The organism is Polaromonas sp. CG_9.7, assembly GCF_015752205.1.
GTDB lineage: Bacteria > Pseudomonadota > Gammaproteobacteria > Burkholderiales > Burkholderiaceae_C > Polaromonas.
This window is the reverse complement of sequence record NZ_JADOVG010000001.1, coordinates 251,907-268,101: the sequence shown is the minus strand read 5'-3', so window position 1 is coordinate 268,101 and position 16,195 is coordinate 251,907. Positions and strand designations below refer to the sequence as shown.

The window sequence follows — 16,195 nt, the reverse complement described above, 5'->3', positions numbered from 1 at the left end:
CGGCGATTGGTTTTATGTATTAAAAAGGCAGTTTGCGCAAGCTGTACATAAACTATTTGCTATTGATTAAGTAGCAAATTAATGTTTTTTCAGGTTGTGATCGCCAGACAAATGGCTTCTTCAGCAGCGGCACCATAAAGTATTACCCTGTAGGCGAGGCAACAAAAAAAAAGCAGGGAAACACCCGTCAGGGCTGTGCGGCGCGCTTGTAGGCTTCGGTGGCAGCGGCATCGTCCTGGCGCTGCTCGGCCAGCACCGCCAGGGCGCGCCAGGCGTTGCGGTGCAGCAGCCGGTCTTGCAGGGCCGGCGCAGCCTGGCTCAAAAGCTGCCGCGCTTTTCCCCAGAGTTGCCGGCTCAGGCAGGCCATGCCGGCCAGATACAGCAAATTGGCATCGTGTGGCCGGCTTACCTGAGCCGCCTCAATGCGCGCCAGCCATTCGGCGTCGAGCGTGTCCATGCCGCTTTCCAGCACCGTGATCAGCTTGATGCGCAGGTTGTCACCCAATTCGGAACGGGGTTCCAGCATGCCTTCCCACACCGGCACGAGCCAGGAACGGGCCAATGCTGCATCGCCATGCATGCTCATCAGCCGGGCTGCCGCATGCACGCTCACCTCGGGCAGGGCGCGTTCGCTGTCGTCCAGCCCTGTCCAGGCTTGCTGCAATTGCACCGGATCATGGGCTTCGTCGAGCAATTCCAGCGCCAGACCACGCAGGATGCTTTGCGCTGCAGCCGGCGAGAATGCACGATGCTTGGCCAGCAGGCGCGCGGTTTCCAGCGCTGCCAGGGTTTGCCGTCCGTAACGGGCGGCGCGCAGCTTCATGCGCAGGGCCAGCGTACGGCGAGACGCACCCTGCGGCAGTTGGCCGAGCCAGTCAAGCGTAGCGCCGGCGTCATGGTCTTCAAGCGACCAGCGGGCGGCGCGAAACAGCACGCCTTCGCGCACTTCCTGGGCATGGCGGGCAGATGAGTTTTGCAGGGCAAGCGCCAGATGCTGGTTGCGCAGCGCCTTGTTTTGCAACGCCTGCGCGCTTTCGGCCACCAGCAGGTGTGACAGCGAGCGCAACTGACTGGCCAGACTGTCGCTGTGGCCGATGGAATGCCCGGTCGTTTCAGTGGTCACGCCCAGGCTTTTTTCCTGTGCCAGCGCATTCTGGGCCGACTTGCTCGAGCGGATGAAGCGCCCGGCCATCAGGTGCGCCAGGGCGTCCATCAGCGCGCCATACATGGCGCGCTCTTTTTGCTGCGCGCGCCAGCGCCGCGCCTCGACCGGCAATGAAAACAGCGCCGACAGTGCGCGGGAAGCCAGGTACAGCAGCATGAACAGCCCGACCAGCAGCAGCACTGTCAGGTTGAAAGACACATCGATCCGGTGCGGCGGCCAGAACACCGTAACGACGGCCTGGTTGTTGCCGGCAAACAGGGCGACCGCGACGGCGATGCCGAACAGGGCGATGAACCAGAGAGCGGCGCGCATGGTGTGGTCTGACCTGGCCTGTGTGTGACGCTTAACGGCCGGCGGCCGCAGTGGCGAGCGCGGCCAGGGTTTCGTCGAGCCGGGGCAGATCCGTGTTCTTGAGCTGGCCCTGCACCTGCACCAGCAACTGGCGGGCAGCCTGGGTCTTGCGCGCTGAAGGGTCAAAATATTTGCCCAGCCAGTTGCCGGCATTGATCAGGTCGGCGCGCGCGGCATCAGTTTGACGCGATAGCAGCGCCAGGCGCGCATTGAGCAGCCGCAGCTTGAGGTTTTCGCGCAGAAAAAAGGCCTGCTCTGGCGCCAGCAGGGCGGCTTCGGGCTGGTCGATGCGGCTCACCCGCAGCAGCTGGCTGGCTTCCAGCCACAGGCTGCCCGCCACCCGGCTCGACCAGGCACGCAGCGCGAGCGTGTCAACACCTGGCAGCCAGGACGTCTTGCCGGCATCCGGGGGATCGCCTATGGGCTTGGCCGCCACGACTTCGACCGGACGCGGAATGCTGTTGTTGGCCACTTCGTTGACAACCGGCAGTTCGTCCACCAGCCGGGCCAATTCGTCCAGCTTGAGCATGAGCGCCGGTACATCGGCAATGTTGGCGCTCTTGACGCGCTCGATGTCACGGGTAACGGCGCGCTGCAGCGGATTGAGGCGCGGCTGCGCAGCGCGTGTCAGTCGGGTTTCGGCCGATTTCAGCGCGGCCAGCAAAGGCTCGGCGCTGCCGGTCAGCAAGGCGCGCTGCTGGGCCAGGCGCAGGTCGGATTCGACATCGACGACCAGATTCTCGTCACGCGAGCGCGACAGGCTCTGCATCAGTTCTTCGATCTGACTGCGCTGCAGACTGACTTCGCTCAGCCGGGTTTCCAGCAGGGCCAGGCGCACCGCCTGCGCTTTGGTACTGTCCTGTGCATCCTGCGCCAGAGTGCGTGCTTCGATGGACTGCGCGCTGGTGTCGGTCGTGCGCCGCGCAAGTTCCTCCTGGATGGAGCCCAGCTTTTGCCACAGTGATGCACTGCCCAGCAGGCCGGCGGCTGCCAGGGCCGCAACGCCCAACGCCCAGCTGCGCGGCACCAGCCACGCATCCAGCGCCGGGGCGGCGGAAGGCACGCCACGCTCCGGCACCGGCTCTCCGGCAGGTGGCGGGTGGTTCAACGGGGGCAAGGCTGGAGGACTGTCACTCATGGATGCAGCAATTCTATCGAGCCAAGCGTCTGCCGGATGTCCTGAAGCGCCGGGCGTGACTCCACAACAACACCCCAACCAGCGGCACGCACGGCCTGGGCGATGCGGGGATGGGTGGCTATGGCGCGGGCACGGCACCAGTCCATACCTTGCAAACCGGCCAGCTGGAGCAGATGACCGACGGCTTCGGAGCTGCTGAACAGCCAGACCGAGCCATCGGCGCTGGCCTGGCGCACACGCACAATCTGTGCATCGGTCAGCACTGGTGCACGGCGCTGGTACACGCCGACAAAATCGACACTGGCGCCGGCATCCTGCCACTGGCGGGAAATCCAGTCGCGCCCGGAACTCGCGCCTTCTGCGCCAGCGCTCTGGCCGCGAACGATCAGCACTTTGCGGCCCTTCCAGTCGCGCGTGCCGATGGTTTGCCACAGCGACTCGGAATCGAACTGGCGCGCATCGGCTGCCGGCGCATCGATTTGCGCTGCAGGCACGCCAGCAGCCCGCAGCGCGGCCACGGTGCCAGGGCCGGGCGCCATGAAACGCATGTAGGGAGGGATTGCCAAAGAATCGCCATCTGCTACGTTATTAATAGCTGCTTGCGCTTGTGCAGCATGCGCAAAGTGCCTTTTTTGCTTGAAAAAATGATTGACGGCATGGCCGCTGACGAACATGCAGGCGGCGTAATCGCTGAGTGCCTGCCAAGCGTGGTCTAGCGCTTGCGCATGCGTGGCGCCTGTAAGAGCTGCAATGTCAATCAGCGCCAAGGCCTCGGCGGGAATGCCTTCCTGCGCCAGTTGCTGCACCCACAAGCCGGCGTCGGGTTCGGGCCGGGTGACGATGATGCGGGCAGTTGTCATGCAGTGATGCCGCTCAGGCTGGCAGTGGCGTGTTGCCGGCCCAGACCGCTCCACCAGCGCGAAGTTGCGATGCAACGGCTTCACCGAGCGCCTCGGCTTCGGCAAAGGTCTGCACGACAGCGCTTTGCCGGGCATGCACCAGCGGCGCGGGTGCGGGTTGATGGGAACCCGACAGTGCATCAGCCGTGGCTGGCTCGCCCCAGGCGGCGTCGAGGCGCAGCGCACCGTCGCTGCCGGCGGTGACAAAAGCGGCCAGCGGCATCGAGCAACTGCCGCCCATGGAACGCGAAACGGTTCGTTCGGCCGTGACCGCCAGCCAGGTCGGCTGGTGCGCCAGTGTGGCAAGAGCATTGATCAGATCGGCCCGGTCGGCCCGCACTTCAATGCCCAGTGCGCCCTGCCCTGCTGCGGGCAGCATGTCGTCGGGAACAAAGGTGTGGCGAATGCGCGATTCCAGCTTCAGCCGCTTGAGGCCGGCGGCGGCCAGCACGATGCCGTCGTACTGGCCTTCGTCGAGCTTGCGCAGCCGGGTGTCCAGGTTGCCGCGCAGTGGCTGGATGACAAGGTCGGGCCGAAGTGACTTGAGCAGCACCAGCCGGCGCAGGCTCGACGTTCCGACGACGGCGCCGTGCGGCAGTTCGGCCAGCGAGGCAAAGTGGTTGGAGACAAACGCATCGTGCGGGTCTTCGCGCGCCAGGACACAGGCCAGCGTGAAGCCGTCAGGCAGGTCCATGGGCACGTCCTTCAGCGAATGCACCGCCAGGTCAGCCCGGCCTTCGGCCAGCGCGACTTCCAGCTCTTTCACAAACAAGCCCTTGCCGCCGATCTTGCTGAGCGAGCGGTCAAGGATCTGGTCGCCCAAAGTGGTCATGCCCAGCAGTTCGACCTGCCAGCCCAGGCGCGATTTCAGCAGCGCCTTGACATGCTCGGCCTGCCACAAGGCGAGGCGGCTTTCGCGCGTGGCAATGACCACTTTGAGCGGTTTTTGGGGAGTTTGAAGCGCTGCTGCCACTGGTAACCTGTTGGTAATCTATAGAGGGAGTGAATGCTAGCATGGGCGGTTTTCTCCTCATTTCATTCGCCACCAGACGCAAAGGGCCAGAATGCCAACTCCCGCACGCACAAAAAAGATCAAGCCCGAAAGCCCTGCCGCCGTGGCTGAAACCGTCAAGCCTGCAACGCCGTCTGCACGCGCCAGGAACAACGAGCGCCCGCTGGTCGAGGACATCCGCCTGCTGGGACGTATTCTGGGCGATGTGATCCGCGACCAGGAAGGCGTGGCGGCGTATGAGCTGATCGAGCAGGTGCGCACATTGTCAGTGGCCTTCCGGCGCGATGCCGACCAAGACGCCGACAAGGCGCTCAAGACCCTCCTGAAAGACCTGAGCGGTGACCAGACTGTCAGCGTGATTCGCGCATTTACCTACTTCAGCCACCTGGCCAACCTGGCCGAAGACCGCCACCATATCCGCCGCCGCGCCATCCACGAGCGCGCCGGCGACACGCAGGAAGGCAGCATCGACGTGGCGCTGGCACGGCTGCGCTGGGCCGGCATTGCCCCCAAGACCATTTCGGACACGCTGGCGCGCAGCTTTGTCTCGCCGGTGCTGACCGCCCACCCGACCGAGGTGCAGCGCAAGAGCATCCTGGATGCCGAGCGCGGCATTGCCCAGTTGCTGACGGCGCGCGACAGCATCAAGGCCATGGCGCTGGCCGTCAGCAGCGCCAAGGATGCGCTCACGCCGCGCGAGCTTGACGCCAACGAGGCGCAGCTGCGCGCCCGCGTCATGCAGCTGTGGCAAACCCGCCTGCTGCGCATGTCCAAGCTGACCGTGGCCGACGAAATCGAGAATGCGCTGAGCTACTACGAAGCGACGTTTCTGCGCGAGATTCCGAAGATCTACGCCAGCCTGGAGCGCGAACTGGGCATGCAGCCGGTGCACAGCTTTTTGCGCATGGGCCAGTGGATTGGCGGCGACCGCGACGGCAACCCGAACGTCAATGCCGACACACTGAACTATGCCCTGCGCCGCCAGGCCGACGTGGCGCTGCGCCACTACCTGACCGAGGTGCATCTGCTGGGCGGCGAGCTGTCGATGTCGGCCATTCTGGTGGAGTGCAGCGCTGAAATGCAGCAACTGGCCCAAAGTTCGCCCGACACCAGCGAGCACCGCCAGGACGAACCCTACCGGCGCGCGCTGACCGGCGTTTATGCCCGGCTGGCGGCCACACTGAAAGCGCTGACGGGCGGCGAAGCAGCGCGCCATGCGGTGGCGCCGCAGAATGCCTATGCCACGGCCGAAGAGTTTTTGGCCGACCTGCGAACGCTGCAGGCCTCGCTGGTCAGCCACCATGGCCAGGCACTGACGGCGCAGCGCCTGCATCCGCTGATCCGCGCCGTTGAGGTGTTCGGCTTTCACCTGGCCACGGTTGATTTGCGCCAAAGCTCTGACAAGCATGAAGAAGTGGTTGCCGAACTGCTGGCCGTGGCGCGCATCGATGCCGGTTATGCCAGCCTGAATGAAGCGGCCAAGCGCACGCTGCTGCTGAAAATGCTCAACGACGCCCGGCCACTGCGCGTGCTGGGCCATGTTTACTCGGAACTGGCCCGCGTCGAACTGGCGATTTTCGAAGCCGCCCTGAGCGCGCGCGCCCGGTTTGGCAAGGAAGCGATTCGCCACTACATCATCAGCCACGCCGAAACGGCCAGCGACCTGCTCGAAGTGCTGCTGCTGCAAAAGGAAGTCGGCCTGATGCACGGCGTGCTGGAGAATGCGCAGGACAAGCCCGGGTCGCGCTGCGACCTGATCGTGGTGCCGCTGTTCGAAACCATCGAAGACCTGCGCAATGCCGCGCCCATCATGCGCGAGTTCTATGCGCTGCCGGGCGTCGCCGCATTGCTGCAACGCAGCGGCTCCGAGCAGGACATCATGCTCGGCTACAGCGACAGCAATAAGGACGGCGGCATCTTCACCAGCAACTGGGAGCTGTACCGGGCCGAAATCGCGCTGGTCGAGCTGTTCGACCAGCTGGCCGTTTCACACGGCATCACGCTGCGCATGTTTCATGGCCGGGGTGGAACCGTTGGCCGGGGCGGTGGCCCCAGCTACGAAGCCATCCTGGCGCAGCCACCCGGCACCGTGCGCGGCCAGATTCGCCTGACCGAACAAGGCGAGGTCATCGGTTCGAAATACGCCAACCCGGAAATCGGCCGGCGCAACCTGGAAACGCTGGTCGCCGCGACGCTGGAGGCTACCTTGCTGCAACCGACCAAGCCGGCGACGCAGGCCTTTTTGCAGGCCGCCGACGAGTTGTCACTGGCCAGCATGGCCGCTTACCGGGCGCTGGTGTATGAAACCCCCGGGTTCACCGAATACTTTTTCAGCGCCACGCCAATCCGCGAGATTGCCGAGCTCAATATCGGCTCGCGGCCGGCGTCACGCAAGCCGTCCCAGCAGATCGAGGACCTGCGGGCGATTCCCTGGGGTTTCAGCTGGGGCCAGTGCCGGCTGACCCTGCCCGGCTGGTATGGCTTTGGCAGCGCCATCGAACAGTTCCTGGACCAGGGTGGCACGCCGGAAAGCCGAAAAGAGGCGCTGGCGCTGCTGAAAAAAATGTACCGCCAGTGGCCTTTCTTTCGCACCTTGTTGAGCAACATGGACATGGTGCTGGCCAAGAGCGACCTGGCGCTGGCCTCGCGTTATGCCGATCTGGTGGGCGACGCAAAACTACGCAAAAAGATATTTTCCGCCATCGACGGCGAATGGCACCGCACCGCCCAGGCGCTGACGCTGATCACCGGCGACCGGCAGCGGCTGGCCGGCAACGCGGCGCTGCAGCGCTCCATCCGTCACCGCTTTCCGTATATCGATCCGCTGCACCATTTGCAGGTCGAACTGGTACGCCGCTACCGCGCCGGCCAGACCGACCAGCGGGTCCAGACCGGAATTCATATTTCCATCAACGGCATTGCCGCTGGTTTGCGAAATACAGGCTGACAAGCAGTATCGGCCCGGTCCTACATGCCTAACAGTTGTCGTTGATGGCATTGCAAAGTGCCACGTCCTAGCATTTGAGTTATGCCGAATTTCGCGTTTTCACCGCGTCTAGAGCTATAACTTTCGAGAGGACCTGACCCATGAACGCTACACACGCACGATCAGCACACCGTATTTCATTGAGCAATGAGTTAGTGTCCAGCGATTTCATGGCGCTTGCCTCGCACATGACGGACTGCCAGCGCTCAAGGGGCCGATTTTTTATCTTGCGCACCCGGCTTGAAAGTCTGCACGCCCTGACGGCATCCCGGCTTGTGACAACCGGCGCCGCCTTGACACTGTGCAGCCTGGCGGTGGTGGCACTGGGTTTGCTGACGATGGCTTGAGCAGGTGAATCCTGCCGTTCTGGACCGGCTCACAACGCTCAGCCCCAACGCCATAAAACGCCTGCTGTCGCAGGAAGGATCTGCTGAACCCCCTATTCGGGCGGAACTGTTCGGTATTCAACGTTTTGAAGAGCACGGCTGCAGCTTGGCGCAAGCGCAGATTGTCGAAACCGACGCGCAGTCGCTGCGCCACTCTCCCTTCTTCCCCCGCGTGGAGGGAAATCTGGCGGCACTTCGCGCTGCCTACGACTATGTCGCGCTGACCTCGCACAGCGGCCACTACGCCACACCAGCGGCTGAATGGCTGCTGGATAACTTTCCGTTGATCGAAGCGCAACTGCAGCAAATCCGCGAAGGCGTACCGCGCCGCTTCTACGCGAGGCTGCCCAAACTGGCCGCACTGCCGCTGCGTGGTTTGCCGCGTGTGTACGGCATTGCCTGGGCTTACGTGGCGCACACCGACAGCGTGTTGAATCCGGAAGTCTTTACTGCCTTCCTGAATGCCTACCAAACCTGCAGCGAATTGCGCCTGAGCGAACTGTGGGCCCTGCCAACGACGCTGCGCGTCGTGCTGCTGGAAAACCTGCGCCGCATGGCGGACGACATCGCGCGCAGCAAACTGGCGCGCGAAGTTGCCCATGCGGTCTGGGATAGCGGACAAGCGCTGGACGAGGCAGACCTCGACACCGTCAACGATTTGATGCGCCAGCGCGGCGTTCAGCGCAGCTACCAGACGCAGCTGTGGCAACGCCTGCCCACCGAAATTTCAGGTGATTCGTCCGCCGTGGTGCGCTGGATCGAGAAGAACTGCCCTGACGGCCATGCGCTGATGCTGGAAAGCCAGAGCGCCCAGGTGGCGTCCAACCTGACCGTTGGCAACATCATCACCACCCTGCGCGTGATTGGCCAGATTGACTGGGTCGAGCTGATCGAGCCGGTCAGCCGGTCCCTGCAGGTGCTGCAGCAACTGCCTGGCTTTGCAGGCGAAAGCGAAAGCACACGCCAGCAAATCACCCGGGCCATGGAACAACTGGCACGCGACAGCTTCAAGACCGAGCATGCGGTGGCCCAGGCGGTGGTGGAGGCGGCCCTGTCGGTGCCGGGCAGTCTGGAGGCGGATGCCGCCGAACGAACGGCAGGCTTCTGGCTGATGGGCGATGGCCGTGCCCGGCTTGAAGCCGACCTGGACATGCCGGTGCAACGCGCCCGGCAACGCCTGAACTGGCGTCGGTGGCGGCTGAGCCTGTACATCGGCTGCATCACACTGGCAACGGCGGTGATGGTGCTGCTGGCCACGTACCAAGCCGACTGGCACCGCTGGCAGACACTGGTGGCGCTGCTGCTGCTGGCCAGTCCGGCTTTCGAGGCTGCCTCGGCTTTTGTGCACCGCCTGATTGCCGAGTCGCTGAAGGTCCAGCCGCTGCCACGCCTGGGTTTTGCGTCCGGCATTCCGCCTGAACACCGGGTGCTGGTGGTGATTCCAACGCTGCTTACCTCCACACAGGCAAACGAGGAACTGCTGAACCAGTTGGAGTTTCACTGGCTGGCCAATCGGGAAAACCAGGCCCAGTATGGATTGCTCACCGACTGGGTCGATGCGTCCGAAACCACCCTGCCTGGCGACGCCGCGCTGCTGCAGGACGCTCTTGAGCGGCTGGAAACGCTGAACGCGCGCTACCCGGCAGTGGCAGGCAGCGCGCCGCGCTTTTTGCTGATTCATCGGCCGCGCAGCTGGTGCGAAACCCAGCAGCAATGGCTTGGCTGGGAACGCAAGCGTGGCAAGCTTGAGCAGCTGATGCGCCTGTTGGCCACCGGCAGCATGGAAGGTTTCCTGCCGCTGACAGCCCCTTTGCGACTGGCCGATGGCATCCGCTACGTGGTCACGCTGGACAGCGACACCGGCCTGCCACCCGGTGCGCTGCGAGAACTGGTTGCCATTGCCGCCCATCCGCTGAATGCGCCGCGAGTGGATGCCCGCCTGCGCAGGGTGGTCAGCGGCTATGGCATCTTGCAGCCCCGCGTGGTCATGCCATTGCCTGGACGATCTGAGGACACCGCCTACCACCGGCTGTTTGCCGGCCAGGGCGGCATAGACCCCTACAGCAGCGGCGTTTCCGATGTTTACCAAGACCTGTTCGGCACCGGGAGCTTCAGCGGAAAAGGACTGCTGCATGTCAAGGCGCTGCATGCTGTGCTGGACCATCGCCTTCCCGATGAAGCGGTGCTCAGCCACGACCTGCTCGAAGGCAGCATTGCGCGTTGCGGCTTTGTCAGTGATGTGATGCTGGTCGAGCATGCGCCGCACCATGCGGGCGTGGCCGCATCACGCCAGCACCGCTGGACGCGCGGCGACTGGCAACTGCTTCCCCTGCTGTGGCACGCCCGGCGGTACGGAATCGACGCCCTGAGCGTCTGGAAAATGCTCGACAACCTGCGCCGTTCGCTGGTGTTCCCGACCTCATTCGCACTGCTTGCCTGGGTCATCTTCACCGATGCATTGCCTCTGGGCACCGTATTCCTGGCGGTCATAGCCGCGCTGTTGGCGGGGCCGCTGCTGGGCGCGCTGGCAGGCCTGGTGCCGACGCACGCCGGGATTGCCTGGCGCCACTTTTTCAAGCGCGGGGGGATCGAGTTGCGCCTTACCTTGGGCAGCGCGGCCTGGCAGTTCAGCCAGATACCGGCGCAATCGGTCATGCTGCTGGATGCGGTGCTGCGTTCTGTCTGGCGCATGTGTGTCAGCCACCGCCGGCTGATGGAATGGACCACTGCGGCGCAAGCGCAATCGGCGTCGCGCAAAGAGTTTTTTGTATTCGTGCACCAGCATGCCGCAGCGTCGCTGCTGTGCGCTGGTCTAGCCATGGCCGCCCCCTGGGCGGCGCACCCATGGGTTGGCATCGTGCTGTTTTTGTTTTGGGGCGCCTCGCCGATCGCGTCATGGTGGGCCAGCCAGCCACGCCCGGCCAGCACCGAGCATGCGCTGTCTGCCGGAGACAAGCGTTACCTGATGGTGCTGGCGCGCGACACCTGGCGGTTTTTTGAGCGTTGCGTCGGGCCTGAAGACAACCACCTGCCGCCCGATAATCTGCAAATGGTGCCCGACCCCACAGTGGCCCACCGTACTTCGCCGACCAACATCGGCCTGTACCTGCTGGCCGTCTGCTGCGCCCGCGAATTCGGCTGGATCACGACCCATGAGGTCATCCTGCGCCTGCAGGCATCGCTGGACAGCATCGACAAGCTTGCCAAGCACAACGGCCACCTGTTCAACTGGTACGACACGCAAACGCTGCGAGTCCTGATGCCGGCTTATGTGTCGTCCGTCGACAGCGGAAACCTGGCCGGCATGCTGCTGGCCGTGGGCCAAGCCTGCCAGCAGTTCGCACAGCAAGACAAACAACAGGGCACCGACAGCGGGCAAGTGCAGGCACAAGCCCAGTCACATGCAGCCCTGCACAGCCTGGCCAGTCGCTGCGCCAGCCTTTACGAGGCCATGAATTTCAAGGGCCTGTATGACCCCAAGCGCCGGCTGTTCCACATCGGCCTTCGGGTTGACGAACAGGCGCTGGACAGCAGCTACTACGACTTGCTGGCGTCCGAGTCGCGGCTCGCCAGTTTTCTGGCGATTGCCAAGGGCGACGTACCCAAGCGCCATTGGAGCGCGCTGGGCCGGCCTTTCCTGTCGGTTAGAGGTACGCCCGGGCTGGCTTCATGGTCGGGCTCGATGTTTGAATACCTGATGCCGTCGCTGTTGATGCATGAGCCCGATGAGGGACTGCTGCAGACCATGGCGCGTTCGGCGATTGCCGCACAGCGCGAATTCGGCCAGCAGCAGTTTCTGCCCTGGGGGGTGTCGGAATCGGCCTATTTTGCCCAGGACCATTCACTCGCCTACCAATATTCACCTTTTGGCGTTCCGCGCCTGGCGATGCGGCGCACGCCGCTGACCGATCGCGTGGTGGCGCCTTATGCCACCTTGCTGGCAACCTTGTTTGAGCCGGCCGCGTCAGCGGAAAATTTGCGGCGGCTCGAAGCATTGGGCGCGCGCGGTGAACTCGGAATGTTCGAGGCGCTCGACTTCACCGCCTCGCACCAGCCCGAAAGGGAGGCCTTCAGCATTGTCCAGACCTTCATGGCGCACCACCAGGGCATGTCGCTGGTGGCGCTTTGCAACGTGCTCTGTCTGGATGCGCCCCGGCGCTGGTTTTGTGCCGAGCCGCAGGTGGCAGCGCATCAATCCCTGCTGCATGAACGCACGCCGCGCCAGATCACTGAAACCGCCAGCCCGCGCCAGCCGCCTGCGACCAACACACCCAGCAGCGCGCCGGTGTTTCACTCGCGTGACGTCAACCCGGTGCAAATCGGCTGGAAACCGACCCACCTGCTGTCCAACGGGCGCTACAACGTGGCGCTGCGCGCCAGCGGCGCAGGTGTCAGCCGCTGGCAGGGCCGCAACATCAGCCGCTGGCGCGACGACCTGCTGCGTGACAGCCATGGCTGCTTTTTCTACCTGAACCTTGGAAATAACGAAGGCACCGGTTCCCTGACGGCTGCACCGGCGCCCCTGCCAGGCTGGCGCTACCAGGCACGGTTCATGGCCGACCGGGTGCAGTTCGACGCGCATGGCAAGGGACTGAGCACCGGGATCAGCGTGGTGGTCAGCCCTGAGGACGACACCGAACTGCGCACCGTGCAGCTGCACAACACGGGCCGTACCGAGCGCATCGTCGAGTTGGTGTCGTGCTTCGAGGCGGTGCTGGCAGACCCCCGTGCCGACGAAGCCCACCCAGCGTTTTCCAACCTGTTTGTGCAAACCCGCTGGGAGCCGAAATGGCGTGCCCTGCTGCTCAAGCGCATGCCGCGCTTGCATGGCGACCCACAAATGGCGGTAGCGCATTTCCTGGCCGAGGCTGATGCCGAGTTGCTGTCGGTCGATTGCATCGCTGACCGCAAGGTTTTTGCCGGGCGCCATCAGCCACCGCACCAGCCTGCGCTGGGGGACCAGCCCATGGATGCCGACGGCAACCCGATCAATGGTCTGGACCCGGTGGCCAGCCTGCGCCTGACCTTGCGTCTGGCGCCGGGTGCCGTGGCCCGCCTGACCTTTGCCACGGCGGCGGCACAAACTGAAGACGAACTGATCGAGCGCATTGACAAGTATCTGCAGCCAATGCACATCGTGCGCGCCACCCAGATGGCGGCCACGCTGGCGCAGGTCCGGCTGCGCGACTTGACCCTGACCCCCGAGGAACACCTGGCGGTTCAGGACCTGACCACCGCTTTGATGTACAGCACACCACGGATAAATGCCGTGGCCGGGCCGTTGGACCAGCGTCAGCTGTGGCGCTTTGGTATATCGGGTGACAAACCCATTGTGCTGGTGCGCATTCAGGCCAGCAGCGGATTGCCGCTGGTGAATGCTTTGCTGCGCGCGCAGCCCTGGTGGACGTTTGGCGGCCTCGCGGTTGATCTGGTGGTGCTGAACAGCGAGCCCAATTCCTACCTCATGGTCCTGCAGCGCGACATTCTGGCCATGCGCGACCGTCTGACGCAGCGTGTGCAGGACAGTTTTGCCAAAGGGTCCGAGCGATTGTCAAGCTTTCACCTGTTGCGCGAGCCTGAAACCTCGACCGCCGAAAAAACCGCATTGGCTGGCATGGCGCGGGTGGTTCTCACCGCAGACGGCCGGGCGCTGGAAACGCAAGTGGCTGCCTTGCGCACTGGCGTCTGGCCAGCGGAGCAGGCTGATCTGTCTGGCGGCACGCTGCTTTCCAACCCGTCAGAGATCGATCCTGTCAATGGCCTGCCGGCGCTGGCATCGGTGCCACAAGGGATCGGCCAGTTCGACCCGGCCAACGGCGAATTCTGGTTCGACCTGCAGGGCGGCCAGTCACTGCCACGCCCCTGGGTGAATGTCATCGCCAATCCGGACTTTGGCTTTCAAGTATCGGAAACCGGCAGTGGCATGACGTGGGCCGGCAACAGCCGCATGCATCAGCTCACGCCCTGGTCGAACGACCCGGTCGGCGACCCGGCATTCGAGCACTGGTTGCTGCAGGACATGGACAGCGGACAGGTTTTCCCGCTGGCGCCCTCAGTGATTGCGGGCAGTGACAGCCGCTGGCGCGTGCGCCATGGCCAGGGTTATTCTGTGTTTCAGGGCAAGCAGGACGGGTTGCAGGTGGAAACCACCTTCTTTGCCGACATGCAGGCCGCCGTGAAAGTCGTCCAGGTCAAGGTGCGACTGGATGGTGGCCTGCGCAGGCGCCTGCGTGCAATCGCGATGGTCGAATGGCAAATGGGCGACACACGCAGCCGCCGCCGCACACTGCAAACCTGGAAATCGCCCGAGCAGGCGGCGGTGATGGCCCGTCAGCAGGAAACCCGGGACGGCTATGGCGGCAGCACAGCGTTTCTGGTCATGGCGGGCGCCTTTGGCAACGTGCAATGGACCTGCGACAGGGGCGAATTTTTTGACGCGCTGGGCCGACTGTTGCTACCCACCCATTTGGCCGGACAAAGTGGAACGGGTTACGACCCTTGCGCCTGCCTGGCTAGCGAGTTTTCGCTGGCTGGCCAGGAAGAACGGGTCATCAGCTTCATCCTCGGCCATGCCGTCGATGGGCCTGAAGCAGAGCGGATGGCCGGCGGCTGGACGCCGCAGGCTTGCATCGACGCTCTGGCTGGCGTGAAGGCTGCCTGGTCCGGCCTGTTGGGCAAGGTGCAGGTCAAGACGCCTGACGCGCGCTTCGATGCGCTCATCAACCACTGGCTGCTTTACCAGACCGTGGTCTGCCGTCTCTGGTCCAAGGCTGGCTTCTACCAGGCGGGCGGCGCATCGGGCTTTCGCGACCAGCTGCAGGATTCGATGGCGCTGGCGCTGGCTGATCCGGCAAGGCTGCGCGCGCAGATCGTGCTCAGTGCGTCACGCCAGTTTCCCGAAGGCGACGTGCAGCACTGGTGGCACGCGCCCGGCGGCGAAGGTGTGCGCACCCATTTTTCGGACGACCTGCTCTGGCTGCCTTATGCCTGCAGTCACTACCTGCAAGCCACCGGCGACGCCAGTCTGCTGGACGAAAGCGTGGCCTTCATCGATGGCGCGCCGATTCCCGACGGCGCGGAAGACGCCTATTACGCGCCGCAAACCAGCGAACAGTCCGCCAGCGTCTATGAGCATTGCGCCCGCACCATCGACCGCAGCCTGGCCGTGGGCGCGCATGGCCTGCCGTTGATGGGCACCGGCGACTGGAACGACGGCATGAACCGCGTCGGCCATGAGGGACGCGGCCAGTCGGTCTGGCTGGGCTGGTTTTTATGCAGTGTGGTCGAAGGCTTCGCGCCGGTTGCGCAAAAGCGCGGCGACGATGCGCGCGCCCAGCGCTGGCTGGAGGCGCGCACCGGCTGGATCACCGCGCTGCACGACGCCGGCTGGGACGGCGCCTGGTTCCGCCGCGCCTTTTTTGACAACGGCGCGCCGCTCGGCGCCAACGCCAATGACGAATGCCGCATCGACCTGATTGCGCAAGCCTGGGCCGTGCTGTCCGGCGCCTCCACGCCAGCCTTTACCCGTTCGGCCATGCTGGCGCTCAACAACCAGTTGATCGATGAAAAAGCCGGCTTACTGCGCCTGCTCGACCCTCCGTTCCGGGACTCGGCCAACAATCCCGGCTACATCCAGGCCTATCCGCCCGGTGTGCGTGAAAACGGCGGGCAGTATTCGCATGCCGGCGTCTGGGCGTTGATGGCGCAAGCGTTGAGTGGCGACGCGGAAGGCGCCTGGCGCAGCTTCGAGGACCTGAGCCCGGCCCACCGCAGCGCGCATCCCGAGCGCGGTGCGGCCTATGGTCTGGAGCCTTACGTGGTAGCCGGCGATGTCTACAGCGCCGAGCCGTATGTGGGCCGGGGCGGCTGGAGCTGGTACACCGGCTCGGCCGCCTGGCTGTACCGGGCCGGGCTTGAAACGCTGCTCGGCCTGGCGGTGCAGCCGGGCAGACTGTCGCTGTCGCCGCGCCTTCCCTCGCATTGGCCGGAAGTCGAGCTGCGTCTGCAACTGCAAGGCCGTGACATCACCGTGCACTGGTTACGCGAACCGGCAGGCGTCGCGCCGCTGGTGGCGGACAGGCAATTGGCATGGGGCGAATGGACCCGGCTGGACACGCTGCCCGCAAAGTCCGTGTTGCTGGTGCGCGGCAGCGTGGCGCCGGCATTGCCTGATTGCTATCAATAAAATAGCTGATTATGCCCGCTCAACCTGCGCAGAAGGCATATTTCATGCATAAATTACTAACATACCAAGCGCC

Annotated in this window: 7 protein-coding genes; 3 read left to right on the top strand and 4 right to left on the bottom strand. The window is 64.2% G+C overall.

Going from position 1 to position 16,195, the window contains the following annotated elements; genetic code table 11:
• Positions 1–187: 187 nt before the first annotated feature.
• Genes IWX87_RS01240 through hemC form a run of 4 tightly spaced genes read right to left on the bottom strand, consistent with a single transcriptional unit; the run spans position 188 to position 4,526 of the window.
• On the bottom strand, positions 188–1,477 hold the full coding sequence (locus IWX87_RS01240; RefSeq protein WP_196861678.1) for a heme biosynthesis HemY N-terminal domain-containing protein: 1,290 nt from the start codon (positions 1,475–1,477) through the stop codon (positions 188–190).
• Positions 1,478–1,508: 31 nt separating this feature from the next.
• A complete protein-coding gene (locus IWX87_RS01235; protein WP_196861677.1) occupies positions 1,509–2,654 on the bottom strand; it encodes a uroporphyrinogen-III C-methyltransferase in 1,146 nt (381 codons plus the stop codon).
• Entirely contained in the window at positions 2,651–3,514 is an 864-nt protein-coding gene (locus IWX87_RS01230; RefSeq protein WP_196861676.1) for a uroporphyrinogen-III synthase, read from the bottom strand. Before IWX87_RS01230 ends, IWX87_RS01235 begins: the two co-directional genes overlap by 4 nt.
• 13 nt (positions 3,515–3,527) lie before the next feature.
• Complete coding sequence (gene hemC / locus IWX87_RS01225; protein ID WP_196861675.1) at positions 3,528–4,526, bottom strand: hydroxymethylbilane synthase; 999 nt, start codon at positions 4,524–4,526, stop codon at positions 3,528–3,530.
• A gap of 91 nt (positions 4,527–4,617) precedes the next feature.
• Between hemC and ppc the strand changes: the two genes are divergently transcribed.
• The 3 genes from ppc (at position 4,618) to IWX87_RS01210 (ending at position 16,122) form a co-directional block, all read left to right on the top strand.
• Positions 4,618–7,512: a phosphoenolpyruvate carboxylase gene (gene ppc, locus IWX87_RS01220; RefSeq protein WP_231374296.1), complete on the top strand. Its 2,895-nt coding sequence runs from the start codon at positions 4,618–4,620 to the stop codon at positions 7,510–7,512.
• Positions 7,513–7,652: 140 nt separating this feature from the next.
• Complete coding sequence (locus IWX87_RS01215) at positions 7,653–7,898, top strand: hypothetical protein (protein WP_196861674.1); 246 nt, start codon at positions 7,653–7,655, stop codon at positions 7,896–7,898.
• 4 nt (positions 7,899–7,902) lie between these two features.
• Positions 7,903–16,122, top strand: a complete 8,220-nt coding sequence (locus IWX87_RS01210; RefSeq protein WP_196861673.1) for a GH36-type glycosyl hydrolase domain-containing protein — start codon at positions 7,903–7,905, stop codon at positions 16,120–16,122.
• Positions 16,123–16,195: the final 73 nt, after the last annotated feature.

Coding starts and splice junctions, on each gene's coding strand:
- IWX87_RS01240 (WP_196861678.1), bottom strand. CDS start 1,477: ATGCGCGCCGCTCTCTGGTTCATCGCCCTGTTCGGCATCGCCGTCGCG.
- IWX87_RS01235 (WP_196861677.1), bottom strand. CDS start 2,654: ATGAGTGACAGTCCTCCAGCCTTGCCCCCGTTGAACCACCCGCCACCT.
- IWX87_RS01230 (WP_196861676.1), bottom strand. CDS start 3,514: ATGACAACTGCCCGCATCATCGTCACCCGGCCCGAACCCGACGCCGGC.
- ppc (WP_231374296.1), top strand. CDS start 4,618: ATGCCAACTCCCGCACGCACAAAAAAGATCAAGCCCGAAAGCCCTGCC.
- IWX87_RS01215 (WP_196861674.1), top strand. CDS start 7,653: ATGAACGCTACACACGCACGATCAGCACACCGTATTTCATTGAGCAAT.